At 39.9% G+C, this 18164-nt stretch carries 13 protein-coding genes; 3 read left to right on the top strand and 10 right to left on the bottom strand.

From position 1 onward, the window contains the following. The coding region (locus tag ABDZ53_RS12705; protein WP_343757090.1) for a hypothetical protein at positions 1-470 on the top strand (470 nt) is incomplete at its 5' end. A 393-nt stretch (positions 471-863) separates the two neighbouring features. Here the strand turns inward: ABDZ53_RS12705 and ABDZ53_RS12700 are convergent. The 7 genes from ABDZ53_RS12700 to pflB all read right to left on the bottom strand — a co-directional run bounded on the left by ABDZ53_RS12700 (position 864) and on the right by pflB (position 9121). Continuing rightward, positions 864-1469: a response regulator gene (locus tag ABDZ53_RS12700; RefSeq protein ID WP_343757088.1), complete on the bottom strand. Its 606-nt coding sequence runs from the start codon at positions 1467-1469 to the stop codon at positions 864-866. Further along, positions 1462-2586: a sensor histidine kinase gene (locus tag ABDZ53_RS12695; RefSeq protein WP_343757086.1), complete on the bottom strand. Its 1125-nt coding sequence runs from the start codon at positions 2584-2586 to the stop codon at positions 1462-1464. The genes ABDZ53_RS12700 and ABDZ53_RS12695 overlap by 8 nt, the downstream gene beginning before the upstream one ends. Continuing rightward, positions 2583-3344, bottom strand: coding sequence for an ABC transporter permease (locus ABDZ53_RS12690; protein WP_343757084.1), 762 nt, complete (start codon positions 3342-3344; stop codon positions 2583-2585). The genes ABDZ53_RS12695 and ABDZ53_RS12690 overlap by 4 nt, the downstream gene beginning before the upstream one ends. Beyond that, positions 3341-4231 (bottom strand): ABC transporter ATP-binding protein, encoded by an 891-nt coding sequence (locus ABDZ53_RS12685; RefSeq protein WP_343757082.1) that lies wholly within the window; start codon positions 4229-4231, stop codon positions 3341-3343. The genes ABDZ53_RS12690 and ABDZ53_RS12685 overlap by 4 nt, the downstream gene beginning before the upstream one ends. A gap of 498 nt (positions 4232-4729) precedes the next feature. Beyond that, complete coding sequence (locus tag ABDZ53_RS12680) at positions 4730-5662, bottom strand: manganese-dependent inorganic pyrophosphatase (RefSeq protein WP_343757080.1); 933 nt, start codon at positions 5660-5662, stop codon at positions 4730-4732. A gap of 410 nt (positions 5663-6072) precedes the next feature. Next, a complete protein-coding gene (gene pflA / locus ABDZ53_RS12675) occupies positions 6073-6828 on the bottom strand; it encodes a pyruvate formate-lyase-activating protein (RefSeq protein WP_343757077.1) in 756 nt (251 codons plus the stop codon). Positions 6829-6859: 31 nt separating this feature from the next. Then, entirely contained in the window at positions 6860-9121 is a 2262-nt protein-coding gene (gene pflB / locus ABDZ53_RS12670; protein ID WP_343757075.1) for a formate C-acetyltransferase, read from the bottom strand. 560 nt (positions 9122-9681) lie between these two features. Here pflB and adhE point away from each other — a divergent pair. Further along, complete coding sequence (adhE, locus tag ABDZ53_RS12665; protein WP_343757073.1) at positions 9682-12279, top strand: bifunctional acetaldehyde-CoA/alcohol dehydrogenase; 2598 nt, start codon at positions 9682-9684, stop codon at positions 12277-12279. Positions 12280-12333: 54 nt separating this feature from the next. On the opposite strand, the gene parC is transcribed toward adhE, so the two are convergent. Continuing rightward, entirely contained in the window at positions 12334-14793 is a 2460-nt protein-coding gene (gene parC, locus ABDZ53_RS12660) for a DNA topoisomerase IV subunit A (RefSeq protein WP_343757072.1), read from the bottom strand. A gap of 23 nt (positions 14794-14816) precedes the next feature. Further along, positions 14817-16790 carry a DNA topoisomerase IV subunit B gene (gene parE / locus ABDZ53_RS12655; protein ID WP_343757070.1) on the bottom strand — a complete coding sequence of 658 codons (1974 nt, stop codon included), beginning with the start codon at positions 16788-16790 and terminating at the stop codon, positions 14817-14819. Positions 16791-17023: 233 nt separating this feature from the next. Between parE and plsY the strand changes: the two genes are divergently transcribed. Continuing rightward, positions 17024-17614, top strand: a complete 591-nt coding sequence (gene plsY / locus ABDZ53_RS12650; RefSeq protein WP_343757122.1) for a glycerol-3-phosphate 1-O-acyltransferase PlsY — start codon at positions 17024-17026, stop codon at positions 17612-17614. Between the two features lie 45 nt (positions 17615-17659). Here the strand turns inward: plsY and ABDZ53_RS12645 are convergent. After that, positions 17660-18164: AAA family ATPase (locus ABDZ53_RS12645; protein WP_343757067.1), on the bottom strand; the 505-nt coding region annotated here is incomplete at its 5' end.

The raw sequence follows: 18164 nt of genomic DNA, 5'->3' as shown, positions 1-18164 counted from the left end.
ATGTGGCTTCCATGCTCTTTCAAACCCCTTTTAGAGTGATACCAGCTCTATCGAAAGAATCGTATGTACTTATTTTTCTGTATTCTATGGGAACGGGCCTCCTCACTTTTGCCTTACAAAAAGAATGGAAATGGGATGCCGTAAAAGCTTCAGCTCTAGTGGGCCTCATCCTCGCTCTAGTCCATCCTGATGCAACCCACACAGTAGTCCTGGCTGCTTATTGTGCCTCATTTACTGGTATGACATCACCAAAGAAAGTGCACTCATATGGGGAGATGTTAGGACTGATGGGATTGACAAGCATTCTTTTCATTGCCGCATCTCCTTTATTCGATGGCTCTGGTGGAAAGTTAGGCTCAATAGCTTTTCTGTCCACTCTATCCGGGACATGTCTTATCCGTTTCGTGAAACAAGGCGTTCAGTATGTAATGACTCAAAAATCGAAGAAGCACCCTTCAAGTCAGAACTAAAAACAATTCTACCTTTGATTGTTTCTACTAAATCTAACGTGAGAGATAGACCAAAAAAGGTCTGTCTTTTTTCTTTTTTGCTTCAATAGAAGGCAGAGTGGATGGAGATGAAAACCTATTTAACAAATAAATGAAGTTCACCCTCATTTGAGTCATTTTTATGTTCTAATTTGAGGGCGAAATCACCTTTCCCTATCATACCGTTACAAATAAAGAGCTCAAGTGATAAGGAAACCGGATTCCCTATCATTCCACCATTTTTTTGGCACTCATATGATGAGGTTAGACCATTTGCCATTCATTCGGAAGTTTAAATGAGACTCAACTGATGTGGTACGTGTTTTCTAGGGTTATAAGAGGACTGTTCGTTTTGTATGCAGCTACTAGTTTATCTTATTCATTCATCCACTGATGTTTTCTGGCTACATTGACCGCTTCTATGCGTGACCGGGCACCTGTTTTACTTAAAATAGATGAAATATAATTGCGGACAGTGCCTTGGGATAAAAACACTTTTTCAGCAATGGCTTGAGTCGGTATTCCTTCAGACAAGCATTGAAGTACCTCAATTTCTCTTTCCGTCAATGGATTTTTCTCTTTTCTTAACACGTGACGCACCAAGGCAGGATCGTAAATGGTTTCACCATTCATAACCGCATAAATGGTTTCTGTCAGTTTATCCGTCGGGCTGTCCTTAAGTAAATAGCCTTGTACTTGATGCTTGACCGCTGTCTCAAAATAGGATTGCCTGGCAAAGGTCGTTAATATAATGACTTTGGTATCAGTAGAATGAATGGCTTCTGCGACATCCAGACCTGTCATCTTAGGCATTTCAATATCCAGTATCGCCACATCCGGCTGATACTCTAAAATGCCCTTTAGAGCCTCTTCCCCATCCAACGCTGTTCCTACGACCTCCAATGATTCTTCCAGCTGGAGTAAGGATGTAAGAGCGGAGTTCAGCATTTTCTGATCCTCAGCAATATAGACTTTAATCATAGTCAATCTCCTCTTCCGGTATGGTGACATAAAGCAGCGCTCCAGAGTCGTTGATCACTTCAAACTGCCCATTTAATTCCTCAACTCGATTTCTCATACCGCTTAACCCATGGGATTTATTCTCATGGAAATGAATCCCTATGCCATTATCCTTGATACGTAAATGGTAATGATTATTCTTGTAATGGAACGTATACCTCACTAAAGTAGCCTGACTGTGCCGGATCACGTTGGTTGTCGCCTCTTGTATAATGGAGGCTAATGCATATTGGACAGAAAGAGGCCAGTCACTTGTTTGGCTTTCATTTTCAGTGATTAATTTGATTTGCGCTGTACTTAGAACCTTTGCGGTTTCTATCATGGCACTGGCAATCGTCTGCTCATGCAAGTTAGATACGATATTTCTCACTAGATTTAAATGGTCTCTGGACGTCTGGGCAATATCCGCTAACTCCTGGGCCGCTTTTTCCGTATCGATAGCTATCAATTTGCGAGCCAGTTCTGCTTTCAAAGAGATGGTCGAGTAGGACTGACCCAGGTGATCGTGTAAATCTCGGGCAATTCTTTCGCGTTCGCTTTGTAGGACCAACGTACTTAAACGGGAGTTCGTCATTTTCAGATCAACCATCTGTCGATTTGATTTTTCAACGGAGTAAGCAGCTAAAGGAGATAATAAAGCAAAGCCTAAGCCGACAGAAATCCATAACCATTCTATAGGACCTATAAAATTAGAAGCTCGAAATAAACTAATGGCCGAAGACGCCAATAGGCTGGCTGCGTAAATAAAGAAGTACCTTTTTAATTGATCTTTTTTTATCGGCCAAAATGGAAACTGCCAGCCAATATAAATGAACAAAGAAGCTGACCCATTATATAAGACAAATAGCGTAGCTATAATTGTTTGAATCGTAAACAACACTTTCTTATCTGTCTGTTCAAAAAAACCTTTTCTATAAGCATATAAAAACACACCGAGTAAGAGAAGCATCAGTATTTTTTCCCAACTATTAATGGGAAAAAGTAAGATAATGATAGGAATTAAAAAGATCAAAAAGAAATAAGGAATCATCCCTTGTTCTGGCGGTATTAAAATGTGTGTGCGAATAAAAGTCCTCATGTCACTTCCGACTCCCTATATTTGAATAACTTCTGTAACACTATAATAACGGTTACAAGTCCTAATATCCAGAGCATAATGCCTGCTATGGAAGAGAATCGGATTTCACTGGAATAGACCCAGTTAGTAGACAAGGTCAGCAACTGGTTAGTGACTAGTCGTTCTCCTATTGAAACTACCCATGACGGCATAATCTCCAGAGGCCACCAGAGTCCCCCTCCTATAGCTAAAGGGAACACGAGCAAATTACCCAGTAAATTGATTATGGTTGTTTTTCGACCATAAGAGACGATAACCCCTAGCATACTGAACGGGACTGTTCCAAACAAGATTATACACACTAAAACCAGCCACTGTATCACACTTAAAGAGACGTCATTGACGAAGTAGGCAAGTGTGCCTAGCGCAACAATTAATGCCAAATTTATAGGAATATAAACGGCATTGACAGATAAGAAATAGCGCCATTTAGAAGTTGGTGTCAAATGAACAAATAATTGAAAGTGATTCGTGTAATCTTCCAGTAACGTATTGGCTTGAGTAATAACTGAGGTGAAAAGTGACCCAAATAGTATCATTGAAATCATGTAATCTGTTTGCCAAATAACTAAAGCGTCTTCTGGCATATCAAAGACAAATATACGGGTATACAATATATAGAAGAATAAGGGAAAGAATAAAGCAAAAAAGAACGTTTTGACATCTCTTTTGATGAGTCTAGTCGCATTCATTTTTGTCTGAAACCAGAAGTTTTTCATGATTGATTTTCTCCTTTATAATAAGCCAGCAGATGATTAAGTGTCGTTTGTTGAATAGTGATATTCTTTAATTCGTCTATATAGGGAATCAATTGTTTCAAAAGAGCATTGACATTTTGAGTAATGAGGGAGTAATAATCACTCTGATGGTGCAACGAAACCAGACCCTCTAACTGATTAAACAGACTTTCAGATAATTCTGTATTGAAACTGATGGTTCCTTCTCCTCTGATTTTTCTTAGTTCATGTAGTGTGCCGTCAAAAGCAATTACGCCTTCTTGTAGAATTAAGATACGACTGGCAATGTTCTCCAATTCTTCCAGATAGTGACTGGTCACCACAATCGTTTTACCCTGTTCTTTCAAATAGGATACGATTTCCCATAAGTCTTTTCTCGCTTTGACATCCATACTAGCCGTCGGTTCATCTAAAAACACGACATCCGGATTGCCTACTAAAGATAAAGCAAAGTTGACTTTTCGTTTCTGCCCTCCAGACAGTTCTGTTACTTTTTTATCTGCTAAATCATCTAAATTCATCATGTCGATAATTTCAGTACTCGTTAGCGGCTCAGCGTAATAACTACCAGCTAACTCTAACATTTCTTTCACTTTCATTCGATGTAAGACAATATTTTCTTGAAGCATCACACCCACGCGATTTCTAACCTCTTTTGCATCTGGCGCTTGACCAAATAACTGAATGTGTCCATCATCTGCTCGAGTTAAATTATTGATTATTTTAATTAATGTGGACTTTCCTGCCCCGTTTTCCCCTACTAGCGCAATGACTTCTCCTTCATATATTCTAAAATCGATTCCTTTTAGTACTTCAGTTTTTTTGAACGCCTTTTTTATGCTTTTTGCCTCTATAATCGGTGCAGTCATTCGGAACCCTCCTTCTTATTTGAGACAAGTATACTCCTATTCAGTTCCTCTCGGTAGTAGCAAGCGTCATCTATAGACATGACAAGTGTCATAAAAAAAGCTCAGACCATCTACTTAAGTCTATAAGCAGTGTCTGAGCTTTGGCTATTATTCTTTTTCGGTGTAAAAACATTTAAAATAGATGAACAGAAAGGGCGCTATAAAGTAATGAATCAATAAAATAAATCGCGTAAAAATAATAGTTGGTCTTTCAGGCGGATAGTTTAAACTGTCCCAGGCTTTTAACGTGTATGCTAGGCCCCAAACGCTTGCTCCAAGATAGACAGTAACTATCCAGCTCATCAAGCTGCCAAACGGCGGGCTTAACCAATAGCCGTGCGCCAACACAAAGAACAGAAAGAAGAATATACAGCCAGCAAAAAAGCCCAAAGGTGAAAATTCTAGTTTATTGAGGCGAATACTTTTTCCTCCTGTTCTAGTTAGCTTAAAATTCCGACTTTATTCCTGTTCAAACTGCTTAGTTAAAGGAGGGACCACTTGTTTTTTACGTGACACAACCCCTTCAAGTAAGACCGTATCTTCTACAATGTCTTTATTAAAGGCCTGCTTGACCAATTCTGTTTTATCGCCGTAAACTAAGGCAACCGAGTCATTTTCTAAAACATTAGTGATGACCAACATGAATAAATCGTAGTTACTTGCTTGACTTTGGTCTTGCATCTCTCTCAATAATTCCATTTTACGAGCAAGCACTTCATCCACGTCTACAACATTCACTTGTCCAATGCGAACAGTCGATTCACCCATAGGGAAGTTTTTCGCATCATCATTCAGAATTTGGCTAGCTGTTTTGTTTTTGGTGTTTGTTCCAGCTTTTAATAAATCTTTTCCATAAGAATTTAAATCCACTTCAGCTATGTCTGCTAATGCATGTGCCGCTTTTTCATCTTCTGTAGTACTGGTAGGAGATTGAAGTAAGAGCGTATCTGAAATAATGGCGGATAACATTAATCCTGCTATATTCTTGGGTACATCAATATCATTTTCTTTAAACATTTTCCAGATAATGGTTTGCGTACAACCGACTGGCTCAGCTCTGTAATAAAGCGGATCAGCAGTCGCAAAATTGGCAATACGGTGATGGTCCACAACCGCTAAGACTTTTACTTTATCAATATCCGGAGCGCTTTGTTGCGCTTCGTTGTGATCAACCAACATGACTTGATCGGTTTCACTTGATACAGAAGTGACTGTTCTCGGTGCTTTCGTTTCAAAATAATCCAGGGCGTATTGGGTTTCCTCAGTCGGTTTGCCAAATGCTACAGCCTCTGTGTTATGTCCTAGTTCATTTTGTAAATATGAAAAACTAATGGCTGATGTAATAGCATCTGTATCAGGATTCTGGTGTCCAAAAATAAGTACTTTACTCATATAAGTATTCTCCTTTGATTTATGTCTTCTTTCTCTAGAATATAGTAAAAGGAATGAAATTTCAATCAATAGTGAATTGAGACAACCACTCTTTTATCTTTTTCAAAATGAAAAACCGATGTTCTTTAGGTGGATATGAGTATGGCTGTTCTATTAGCAGGATTCGTAAAATTTATTATAGCTTGAATCCCTTCAAACTAACATTTAGAGGCATTCGGTCACTCTTTTTTATCGCGAATCTCTCTATTCTATCTTTTAGAGGGATTCGTATCTCAATTACAGCTGCAAATCTCTCTAATGATTATTATTAGAGAGTATCTATTCACTGAGGCATCAAAAGTTTTTAGACAATCTTGCATAATAAAAACTATGCCCATACACTTACGTACAGGCATAGTTAAAGTTATTAATTAAACAAGGCTTTTATACTTGTCTGTCTGTAAAATACGGTTGGCATTTGCGACTCGTTCTGCCGTTGGTGGATCGATGTCTTTCAACTTATAAGGAATGCCGAGTTCTTCGTACTTATAGACTCCTAATTTGTGATATGGGAGCACTTCTACTTTTTCAACACTCTTCAACTGAGAGATAAAGTCACTCAACCGATGTAAATGCTCATCATAATCAGAGCGCTCTGGTACGAGCACATGCCTTAACCACATAGGAATACCAACGTCGGATAAATAATTTGCCATATCCAGAATCGCGGTGTTCGGATGCATCGTATATTTTTTGTGTATGTCATTATCGATATGCTTAATATCCATCAGAATCAAATCCGTGTAAGTCATTAGTTCTTCAAAGCGACCGAAGAATGGTTCGTCATAAGTGAATGGTTGGCCACATGTGTCAATAGAGAGATGAACGCCTTCTGCTTTTGCTAATTTAAAGAATTCAATCAAAAAATCAATCTGAAGCAGCGGTTCTCCTCCGCTCACAGTAATCCCGCCATCTTCGCCCCAGTATTCTTTATAGTCTAGCGCTTTATCTAATAATTCCTGAGGTGTGTAAGGCGTGCCGCCACCCATATTCCAAGTATCAGGGTTATGACAGAACTCACAACGCATACGACACCCCTGCATAAAGATGACAAACCTTATGCCTGGTCCATCAAGTGAACCGAAACTCTCTATTGAATGAACATACCCTTTTGTTGTTTCTGTCATGATTATCCCCCTACCTTAATATGTGTATCTTTTACATACTATCGTGGAATGTACGGCTCAGTACATCCATCTGTTGCTCTCTAGTTAATTTAATAAAGTTCACCGCATAACCTGACACACGAATGGTTAACTGCGGATATTCTTCTGGATGCTTCATGGCATCTTCTAACGTTTCACGGTTTAAAGCATTAACGTTTAAGTGGTGTCCGCCTTTTTTCACATACCCGTCGAGCATTGTTGCTAAGTTGCGTCTTTGAACGTGATCCTCTTTCCCTAAAGCTTTTGGAACGATCGAGAATGTGTTTGAAATACCATCCAGTGATTCTCCATACGGCAATTTAGCAACTGAGTTCAAGCTGGCTAAAGCGCCGTTTGTATCTCTTCCGTGGAGTGGGTTGGCACCGGGTGCAAAAGGCACCCCTTCTCTTCTTCCATCTGGTGTGTTCCCTGTTTTCTTACCATAGACGACGTTAGATGTAATGGTTAAAATGGATGTTGTGTGAACAGCCTTTCTGTACGTTGGGTGTTTTTTGACTTTTGACATAAATGTTTTCAGTAACTCGACTGCAATGTCATCTGCACGGTCATCGTTGTTACCGTATTTAGGATAGTCTCCTTCAATGACGTAGTCGACCACTAGTCCGTTTTCATCTCTGATAGTTTTAACAGTGGCATGTTTGATAGCTGATAATGCATCAACCGTTACTGAAAATCCAGCAATACCTGTTGCCATGGTACGCATAACTTCTGAATCATGAAGGGCCATTTCGATACTTTCATAACTGTATTTATCATGCATATAGTGGATGATATTTAACGTATTGATGTACATCCCGGCTAACCAATCCAACATATCATCGTATTTTTCCATTACTTCTTCATAGTTTAATACTTCAGAAGTGATCGGTCTGAATTTAGGAGCGATTTGTGTCTTAGACATTTCGTCTACTCCCCCATTAATGGCGTAAAGTAAAGCTTTCGCTAAGTTCGCTCGTGCGCCGAAGAACTGCATCTGTTTCCCAATTTTCATGGCCGACACACAGCAGGCTATACCGTAATCGTCTCCCCATTCTTCACGCATGATATCATCATTTTCGTATTGAACCGCACTGCTTTCAATAGAAACTTTCGCACAGTAATCTTTAAATGCTTGCGGTAATTGGACTGACCACAATACGGTTAAGTTTGGCTCTGGAGCCGGTCCCAAGTTGGATAGGGTATGAAGGAATCGGTAACTGTTTTTAGTAACCATGTGACGTCCGTCAATACCTACTCCACCGATGGCTTCTGTCACCCAAGTAGGGTCTCCAGAGAACAGTTCGTTATAATCCGGTGTGCGTGCAAATTTAACTAAACGAAGCTTCATCACAAAGTGATCTACTAACTCCTGCGCTTCTTTTTCAGTCATTCTACCCTTTGCCAAATCTCTTTCAATATAAATATCTAAGAAAGTGGATGTCCGTCCTAGAGACATAGCGGCACCATTTTGTTCTTTAATCGCTGCTAAATAACCTAAATATAACCATTGGAACGCTTCTTGAGCTGTTTCAGCTGGTCGAGAAATATCAAATCCATAAATATTCCCTAATTCTTTCAACTGATGCAAGGCTTTCAACTGATCACTTAACTCTTCACGGTGTCTTATGACCTCTTCACTCATCACTGCCGTATCTGTTAAAGCTTTATCTGCCTTCTTTTCTTCAATTAAACGATCCACTCCGTACAATGCTACACGACGGTAATCTCCAATTATACGACCGCGGCCATAAGCATCGGGTAGTCCAGTTATGACTCCACTGCGACGTGCGGCGCGCATTTCAGGTGTGTAAGCATCAAACACACCCTGATTATGTGTTTTTCGATACTCTCTAAAGATGTGTGATAAAAGAGGATCCACTTCAAAGCCATAAGATTCTGCCGACTGTTCCATCATTCGAATACCGCCGAAGGGTTGGAATGAACGCTTAAATGGTTTATCTGTTTGGAATCCAACAACTTTTTCTTTGTCTTTTTCTAAATAGGCTGGCCCGTGAGAGGTTATAGTCGATACTAAATCTGTATCCATGTCTAGTACCCCGCCCGCTTCACGTTCCAACTTGTTTAAGTCCATTACACGATCCCATAAAGCTTCCGTTGCTGCTGTTGGTCCTTGTAAAAAGGAGTCATCTCCATCATAAGGAAGATAATTACTTTGAATAAAGTGTCTCACGTCAATAGACTCTTTCCACTTTTTGCCCTTAAAGCCCTCCCAATAAATCTCTGAAGTAAGGTGCTTAGACTCTTGTTTTTCCATTTTCATTCTCCTTTGTTAACTATTTTTCAATAGTTTGTTCATGTTCAATATATCACTATGCCCCATTTTATTCAAGTGAAGAGACTAACCAGTCTCCGTTAAAAACAGTGAGGTTAAGCTAATTTCAAAGCATTGTGTACTATAACAATCAAGTGAAAATAGTCAACAGAAAATAATTTTACTTACTTAAAATAACTTTTTTCGTGTAATCATAGATTTTATCTCAGTTTTACTTAACCAGCCGAAAGAAGATATTCACCTGTACTATATCAGTTATAAAGCTAGAAAAAATGTGAACAAAATATCACAATTTAATATGTTACCCTATTAACTAGTCTGCGCTTCAATAATAACTATTATATTAATACTATTCATATTGTGATATATGTCACAATATTGTCACATCTTATAATTTTTGCAAGCGAATTCAGTATGTTATAGTTTAGACGTAAACAAGGCAACCTGAAGAATAGAGCAAAATACCCTTCTTTACATTAGATAAGAAGAAAATTTTAACGGTATATGCTCAATACTTCACTAACTTTACGGAGGTGTTTACAATGGTTAAAGAATTAGTACGAGAAGAAAAAAAGATTACAATTGGGGAAACAATAGATAGACTGGTGCAAAACGCTACAGAAGCATTGAATGAGATGTACAGTTTGGATCAGAAGCAGATAGACGTTATTGTCAAAGAAATGGCTCTTGCTGCATTAGACAAACACATGGTTCTTGCTAAAATGGCAGTTGATGAAACCGGGCGTGGGATATATGAAGATAAAATAATAAAGAATCTCTTTGCTTCTGAATATGTCTATCACAGTATTAAACACGATCGAACGATTGGGGTCATTAATGAAAATGAACATGAAGGAACCGTAGAGATTGCGGAACCTGTTGGGGTAATTGCAGGTGTGACACCTGTAACGAATCCTACTTCTACTACCATTTTCAAATCTATTATTGCTATTAAAACGGGTAATCCGATAGTTTTTGCTTTTCACCCTTCTGCTCAAAAGTCGAGTGCAGAATCGGCTCGTGTGCTTTATGAAGCAGCTATTAAAGCAGGAGCACCCAAACATTGTATACAATGGATTGAGAGCCCGTCTGTAGAAGCTACTCAAACACTAATGACTCACCCGGGTGTGGCTACTATCTTAGCGACTGGTGGTCCGGGAATGGTTAAAGCCGCTTATAGTTCGGGTAAACCTGCTTTAGGTGTGGGCGCCGGAAATGTGCCGTGTTATATCGAAAAGTCGGCGAACATTAAACGAGCGGTCAATGATTTAATTTTGTCCAAAACATTCGATAATGGAATGATTTGTGCCTCTGAACAAGCAGTCATTATTGATAAAGAGATTTATGAAAAAGTTAAATCAGAGATGCAAAACTTAGATTGTCATTTTCTGACTAAAGCTGAACGATTAAAAGTAGAGCAACTCATGGTGTCAGAAAATAATGAACTCAATTCGGATATTGTGGGACGATCAGCCTATGCTATCGCACAGATGGCTGGAGTCACTGTTTCTGAAAAAACAAAAATCTTATTAGCTGAATATGATGGTGTTGGACCAGAGTATCCTCTATCACGAGAGAAATTAAGTCCCGTTTTAGCTGCTTATAAAGTAAACACATCCGAAGACGGTATTAAACGGGCAGAAGAAATGCTTGCTTATGGTGGATTAGGTCATTCGGCCGTCATTCACTCTCACGATGAATCTGTTATTGGTGCATTCGACAGACGCATGAAAGCTGGACGATTGATTGTCAATGCTCCTTCTTCTCAAGGAGCGATTGGAGATATTTACAATGCTTACCTCCCTTCCCTCACTTTAGGATGTGGATCATTTGGAGGAAATTCCGTCTCTTCAAACGTCAGTACCATGCATTTAATTAATGTGAAAAAGCGTGCCGCAAGAAGTAACAACATGCAGTGGTTTAAAGTCCCGCCAAAAGTCTATTTCGAAAGAAACTCTGTGCAGTATTTATCTAAAATGCCAGATATTAAAAAAGCGTTCATTGTCACAGATCCTATGATGATTGAACTTGGTTATGTGAATAAAGTACTTTATCATTTAAGAAATCGCCAAGAGTATGTTCACTGTGAGATTTTTTCAGATGTGGAACCTGATCCATCTAAAGAGACTGTTTTAAAGGGAGCCCGTGCAATGGAAGCTTTCCAGCCCGATGTCATCATTGCATTAGGTGGCGGTTCACCAATGGATGCGGCTAAAGGCATGTGGTTATTCTATGAACACCCTGATACAGATTTCAATGGACTGAAACAGAAATTCATGGACATAAGAAAACGCGTGTATAAATACCCTACTTTAGGAGGAAAAGCGCAGTTTGTCGCCATCCCTACGACATCTGGGACAGGATCTGAAGTCACTTCTTTCTCTGTGATTACAGACACTGAGAAACAATCGAAATACCCTTTGGCAGACTACGAATTGACACCAAACGTAGCCATAATCGATCCGCAATTTGTTATGAGTGTGCCGAAAGTCGTGACAGCTGATACAGGTATGGATGTGCTCACACATGCGATTGAAGCGTATGTCTCTAATATGGCAAACGACTATACAGATGGGCTGGCTATCAAAGCCATCCAGTTAGTGTTTGAATATCTCCCTCTCGCTTACCGAAATGGAAATGACGAACTGGCAAGAGAAAAAATGCATAATGCATCCACTATTGCCGGTATGGCTTTTGCCAATGCATTCTTGGGTATCAACCATAGTTTAGCCCATAAGCTAGGAGCTCAATTCCACATTGCTCACGGACGCGCCAATGCCATCTTAATGCCGCACGTCATTCGTTATAATGCCAAACAGCCAAGTAAGTTTGTCGCATTTCCTAAATACGAGTACTTCATTGCAGATAAACGGTATGCTGAAATCGCTAAAGCATTAGGCTTGCCTTGTCGTACGACAGAAGAAGGTGTTGATAGTTTAATCAAAGCCATTCAAGAGTTAGCCAAAGAATTAGATATACCGATGAGTATTAAAGAAAATGGAGTATCTAAAAAGGAATTTGAAGCGGTCGTTGATGACATGGCTGTTCGGGCATTTGAAGATCAATGTACTACAGCCAATCCTAAATTACCACTGATAAAAGAGTTAGCTGAAGTTTATAGACAAGCTTTCAACGGATAACAATAAAGAAAAAAGGTTTCGCTAGTCAAAATATTGACTAACGAAACCTTTTTATTAATCCTCTATTTGAACCATCATTTTAGTATAATGCTCAACAGGAATGCCATCAGTATCCTCATCCAATACAAAGGACCCATTATTGTAGCGGTCACTGTAAGCATAGTTCTTTGGAATGATAACGGCTTTCGTGCCTTTATCCGTTACAACTGTCCACTCTGTCTCCTCTTCATTGACATCAATAACCAACGAGACCCGGTGGGGTTTATTTTTTAATTCTCTTAAAACAAGTAAGCCACGTTTAGCGCGAGAAATAGCATCAATAGCAGTGACATTCATTTTCTTAACCGACCCTCTATGGGTGACGAGCATGACCGATTTATGTCCTTCTGAAGGATTAAAGATAATCCCATTGACTACATAATCGTCTTTCTTCAAGTTAATGGACTTCACTCCAATAGCTCCTGCTCCAACCGTTGAAACTTCAGGAAGGGCGTAGCGTAAGCCAAAGCCTAAATGTGTCACGAGGAAGACATCCAGATCTTTATCATCCGTAATCTTATAGACCGCTAAACATTCATCCGTTTTAGATTTCAGTTTGATTCCTGTAGCGGAACGGGAACGATAGGTTCGTTTAGGCGCATATTCTGAAGCGAGTGTTTGCTTGATATACCCGTCTTTCGTAATAAATACGAAGCGTTCTTCTTCCGTAAAGTCCTTCATACCGTAAACAGCTATTACTTTTTCTTCTGGCTCTAAAGGAATACTTTGCGAGAGATGTTCGCCTATATCTTTCCATTTGAACTCTGGAATCTCATGTATAGGGCGATTAATCACATTCCCTTTAGAGGTGAAAATGACAATATGCTCGAGTGTCGAATGCTTTTCAGTAAATAAAGGATAGTCTCCATCCCTTAAGCCGATCTCTTCGGCATTAGAAGCTCCGTAAGAACGCAAGCTGGTGCGTTTTAAGTACCCTTCTTTTGTGACGGATACCACGACATCTTCTTCTGCAACCAGAACTTCTTTCTCCACTTTCAACTCTTCAATCTCATCTTCAATCACTGTGATTCTTTCTTTAGCATAGGCTTTCTTCACTTCACGCAGTTCTTTCCTCATGAGTGCATGCAACGCTTTTTCATCGTTTAAAATGGCATGGTAGTCTTTTATCTGTGCTTCCAGCTCATCGGCTTCTTTTTGAAGCTGTGTAATATCCGTGTTTGTTAAACGATAAAGCTGTAAACTTACAATGGCTTCAGCCTGGGCTAGGGTGAAACTGAACTCTTTAACCAGATTATCTTTCGCATCCGATTTGTTTTTACTGCCACGAATCACTTTAATCACTTTATCTAAAATAGACACAGCTTTTATTAACCCTTGAACAATGTGCTCCCGTTTAGTGGCTTTATTGAGTAAAAACTGAGTTCGTCTAATAATTACTTCTTTTTTATGAGCTAAATAAGCTTTTAGTATTTGTTTAAGACCGACCTGCTGCGGACTTCTTCCATCTATCGCAATCATGTTGAAGTTATACGTCACTTGCATATCCGTATTTTTCAATAGATAGGTCAGTATCCCTTGAGCAGGGGTGTCTTTTTTCAACTCTATAACGATTCGTAAACCATTTCTATCGGTTTCATCTCTAACATCCGCGATCCCTTCTATTTTTTTGCTTAAACGGATTTCGTCAATTTTTCGTACCATTGTTGCTTTATTGACTTCATAAGGGATTTCAGTAATAACAATTTGCTCTTTTCCACCTCGCATGGATTCTATTTCTGTCTTAGAACGCACGACAATTTTCCCTTTACCGGTCTTGTACGCACTTCTTAATCCTTTGATTCCTTGGATAATGCCACCAGTGGGAAAGTCAGGTCCTTTGACGAAATCCATTAATTTATCTAAGGAAGCATTGGGATGAGCAATCAGATAAATCGCTGCATCCACTACCTCCTCTAAATTGTGCGGAGGAATATCTGTTGCATAACCCGCTGAAATTCCTGTCGCACCATTTACCAGTAAGTTCGGGTAGCGAGCAGGCAAAACAGTCGGCTCATGTGTCGTATCATCAAAGTTCAATACCAGTTCGACTGTTTCTTTATCAATATCCTGCAGGAGTTCGTTGGCGATTTTAGATAATCGTGCTTCCGTATAACGCATAGCTGCTGGGGGATCCCCATCCATGCTTCCGTTATTTCCGTGCATGTCAATCAAAGGAGTTTTCATTTTCCAGTCTTGACTCATTCTGACCATGGCATCATAGACACTGGTGTCTCCATGCGGGTGGTAGTTACCAATGACGTTACCCACGGTTTTAGCGGATTTTCTAAAGGCTTTATCCTGAGTATTCCCTTCTGTAAACATCGAAAATAGTATCCGTCTTTGGACAGGTTTTAACCCGTCTCTAATATCTGGGAGAGCCCGTTCTTGAATAATATATTTGGAGTAACGGCCAAAGCGGTCCCCCATGACTTCTTCAAGCGTTAGCTCTTGTATCTCTGCTCGATTGTTTGCCATCGAATTCCATCAAACCTTTCTGACTACTGTATGGGTGTTTCCAGTTCATCTAATACTTCATTTGTTTCGAGTATGCTGCCATCTTCTTCAAGAGAAAACTCTACATTATCCTCAATCCACTTTCTTCGAGGGTCCACTTTGTTCCCCATTAAAACGGAAACGCGTCTTTCTGCTTGTGCGAGATCGTCGATTGTGACTCTAATCAACGTACGGGATTCAGGGTTCATCGTCGTATCCCAAAGCTGGTCAGCATTCATTTCTCCTAAACCTTTGTACCGCTGAATCATATAATTTTTACCCATTGACTCGATAATGCCTTCTAATTCATCATCTGTCCAAGCATATTCTATGACTTCATTTTTTCCTCGTCCTTTAGAGACCTTATATAAAGGAGGCAAAGCCAAGTAAACTTTCCCGGCTTCAATTAACGGTTTCATATAACGGTAAAAGAAGGTTAACAACAGGACCTGGATGTGCGCCCCGTCTGTGTCCGCATCCGTCATGATAATCACTTTATCGTAATTACAGTCTTTTAAATCAAATTCCGGACCGACTCCAGCACCAATGGTATAAATCATTGTACTGATTTCTTCATTTTTTAATATATCTTGAATATTGGCTCTTTCCGTATTGATGACTTTCCCTCTTAGCGGGAGGATAGCTTGAAATTTGCGGTCTCTGCCCTGTTTGGCTGATCCTCCAGCCGAATCCCCCTCTACGAGGTATAACTCGTTCTTCTTGGCGTTTTTGCTCTGTGCAGGCGTTAATTTACCAGACAGTAAAGTGTCTTGACGTTTGCGCTTCTTCCCGTTACGAGAATCTTCTTTAGCTTTGCGGGCTGCTTCTCTGGCTTCACGTGCTTTAATCGCTTTTCGCACAATCTGCTGACTCGTTTCCCCGTTTTCAGCTAGGAAGAAGTTAAACTGTTCAGAAATAATCGCATCACAGGCCGCTCGGGCTTCTGGGGTCCCCAGTTTACTCTTTGTCTGCCCTTCAAACTGTAAGAGGTGCTCAGGTATACGCACCGACAGAATCACAGCAATCCCTTCTCTCACATCCGACCCTTCTAAGTTCTTGTCTTTCTCTTTTAGGAGGTTCACTCGTCTGGCGAACTCATTAAACGTTTTGGTTAAAGCGGTTCGGGTTCCAATCTCATGCGTCCCGCCGTCTTTCGTCCGGACGTTATTTACGAAGCTCAGCATATTTTCAGAATACCCATCGTTATACTGGAAAGCACACTCCACTTCAATACCGTTATGTTCCCCTTCAAAATAGGCAATCGGTGTCAATGTATCTTTTTCTTCGTTCAGATAATTAACGAATTCTTTAATGCCTTCTTCATAAAAGAAAGTCTCTTCCACTTCTTTTCTTTCGTCTTTAATAAAAATTTCTGTTCCTTTCAGCAAGAAAGCAGATTCTCTTAACCGTTCACTTAATTGAGTGAAGGAGAAGTCTATAGAAGAAAAGATTTCCGTATCAGGTTTAAAGTGTACGGTTGTGCCGCTTTGTTTATTGGCTCCTTTTTTCTTTTTCAATTTCCCCGAAGGCTTCCCGCCATTTTTAAAGGCCTGGGTATACTCGAATCCGTCACGGTTCACAGTAACCGTTAACCAGTCTGATAAGGCATTCACTACAGACGCCCCTACACCGTGCAGACCGCCAGATGTCTTATAACTGCCATCTTGTCCGAACTTGCCTCCTGCGTGCAAAACCGTAAATATAACCTGAATGGTCGGCACACCGGATGCGTGCATACCAATAGGCATCCCTCTTCCGTTATCCTTTACCGTGATGCTGTTGTCTTTATGGATGACGACTTCAATACGTGACCCGAAACCAGCCAGTACCTCATCCACTGCATTATCTACTAATTCATAAACTAAGTGATGCAGGCCTCTTGAATCAGTCGAACCGATGTACATGCCGGGTCTTTTTCTAACGGCATCCAATCCTTCAAGAACCTGTATAGCATTGTCATCATAATTATTCATTGCCATATATGTCATTCTCCTTTAATACTCAAACTGCTATATATACGATAGATACTTTGAATCCCTTATCCTGCACACTAAGCATACGGATAAGTCCAAGCCTTATTTATATTACCACATAAATGAAATTTTGTGCAAAAAACTTATGTTCCCTATTATTTAATTTTGGTAATAGAAGAAATCGTGGTAAAATAACCAAGGTACGAGGAAGTGCTTAAGGAGGAAGAATTTTGTTAGAGATTACTGTTATCCTATTAGCCTACTTGCTTGGTTCACTGCAACCTGGCTTATGGATTGGTCAAACTTTTTTTAAAAAAGATATTCGAGAACATGGAAGCGGCAATACCGGTACAACGAACACCTTTCGCGTGCTGGGAAAAACAGCAGGCATCATTGTTTTAATCTTAGATATGGCTAAGGGAAGTATAGCGACCTTGCTCCCTATCTGGTTCGGGGTCGCTATTCATCCGATGTTAGCAGGAGCGTTCGCTATTATAGGACACGTCTTCTCCATTTTTATTCGTTTCAAAGGAGGAAAAGCTGTCGCAACCAGTGCGGGTGTTGTTCTGGCGGTTCAACCCATTCTGCTCCTGGGACTAGCTGTTGTCTGGGTATCGGTCCTGTATCTGTCCAGTATGGTTAGTCTGGCTAGTATTTTAACCTTGATCGTCGCTGCTATTGCCTCACTTTTTGTAGGCGACTGGGTGTTTACGCTTGTTATTTGGATAGCGATGATTATCGTCTTTGTTCGCCACCGTTCCAATATAGAACGGATAAAAAACGGCGAAGAAAATAAAGTATCTTTTGGCCTGGGGCAAGCAAAGAAATAATACAGAATAAATAAAAGAAGACCCGATGAGGTCTTCTTTTTTGTATTACAGGATGTAACGGCTGAGGTCTTTGTCTTCTACAATATGACCGATTTTATCTTCAACATATTTTTGAGTAATTTTCACTTCACCCATACTCATGTCCGGTGATTCGAAGAGCAAGTCTTCTAATAATCTTTCTAAGATGGTGTGTAAACGACGCGCACCAATATTGTCTGTCGATTCGTTTACTTCATAAGCTATCTCTGCAATTTTTTCAATAGCTTCCATTGTAAAGATGACTTCGATGTTCTCTGTATCTAAAAGTGCTCGGTACTGCTTGACCAACGCATTTTCTGGTTCTGTTAAGATTTTAACGAAATCTTCTTTTGTCAAGTCATTCAATTCCACACGAATAGGGAAACGGCCTTGTAATTCTGGTATTAAATCACTTGGTTTAGACATATGGAAGGCACCAGACCCGATAAAGAGAATGTGGTCAGTGTTGATGATACCGTATTTCGTACGGACACTGGATCCTTCTACTATTGGAAGAATGTCTCGCTGAACC

The organism is Alkalibacterium iburiense (assembly GCF_039521845.1).
GTDB classification, from domain to species: Bacteria; Bacillota; Bacilli; order Lactobacillales; family Carnobacteriaceae_A; genus Alkalibacterium; species Alkalibacterium iburiense.
The sequence above is the reverse complement of the archived record's forward strand: the minus strand, read 5'-3'. Positions and strand labels throughout refer to the sequence as shown.

Coding starts and splice junctions, on each gene's coding strand:
- ABDZ53_RS12700 (WP_343757088.1), bottom strand. CDS start 1,469: ATGATTAAAGTCTATATTGCTGAGGATCAGAAAATGCTGAACTCCGCT.
- ABDZ53_RS12695 (WP_343757086.1), bottom strand. CDS start 2,586: ATGAGGACTTTTATTCGCACACACATTTTAATACCGCCAGAACAAGGG.
- ABDZ53_RS12690 (WP_343757084.1), bottom strand. CDS start 3,344: ATGAAAAACTTCTGGTTTCAGACAAAAATGAATGCGACTAGACTCATC.
- ABDZ53_RS12685 (WP_343757082.1), bottom strand. CDS start 4,231: ATGACTGCACCGATTATAGAGGCAAAAAGCATAAAAAAGGCGTTCAAA.
- ABDZ53_RS12680 (WP_343757080.1), bottom strand. CDS start 5,662: ATGAGTAAAGTACTTATTTTTGGACACCAGAATCCTGATACAGATGCT.
- pflA (WP_343757077.1), bottom strand. CDS start 6,828: ATGACAGAAACAACAAAAGGGTATGTTCATTCAATAGAGAGTTTCGGT.
- pflB (WP_343757075.1), bottom strand. CDS start 9,121: ATGGAAAAACAAGAGTCTAAGCACCTTACTTCAGAGATTTATTGGGAG.
- adhE (WP_343757073.1), top strand. CDS start 9,682: ATGGTTAAAGAATTAGTACGAGAAGAAAAAAAGATTACAATTGGGGAA.
- parC (WP_343757072.1), bottom strand. CDS start 14,793: ATGGCAAACAATCGAGCAGAGATACAAGAGCTAACGCTTGAAGAAGTC.
- parE (WP_343757070.1), bottom strand. CDS start 16,790: ATGGCAATGAATAATTATGATGACAATGCTATACAGGTTCTTGAAGGA.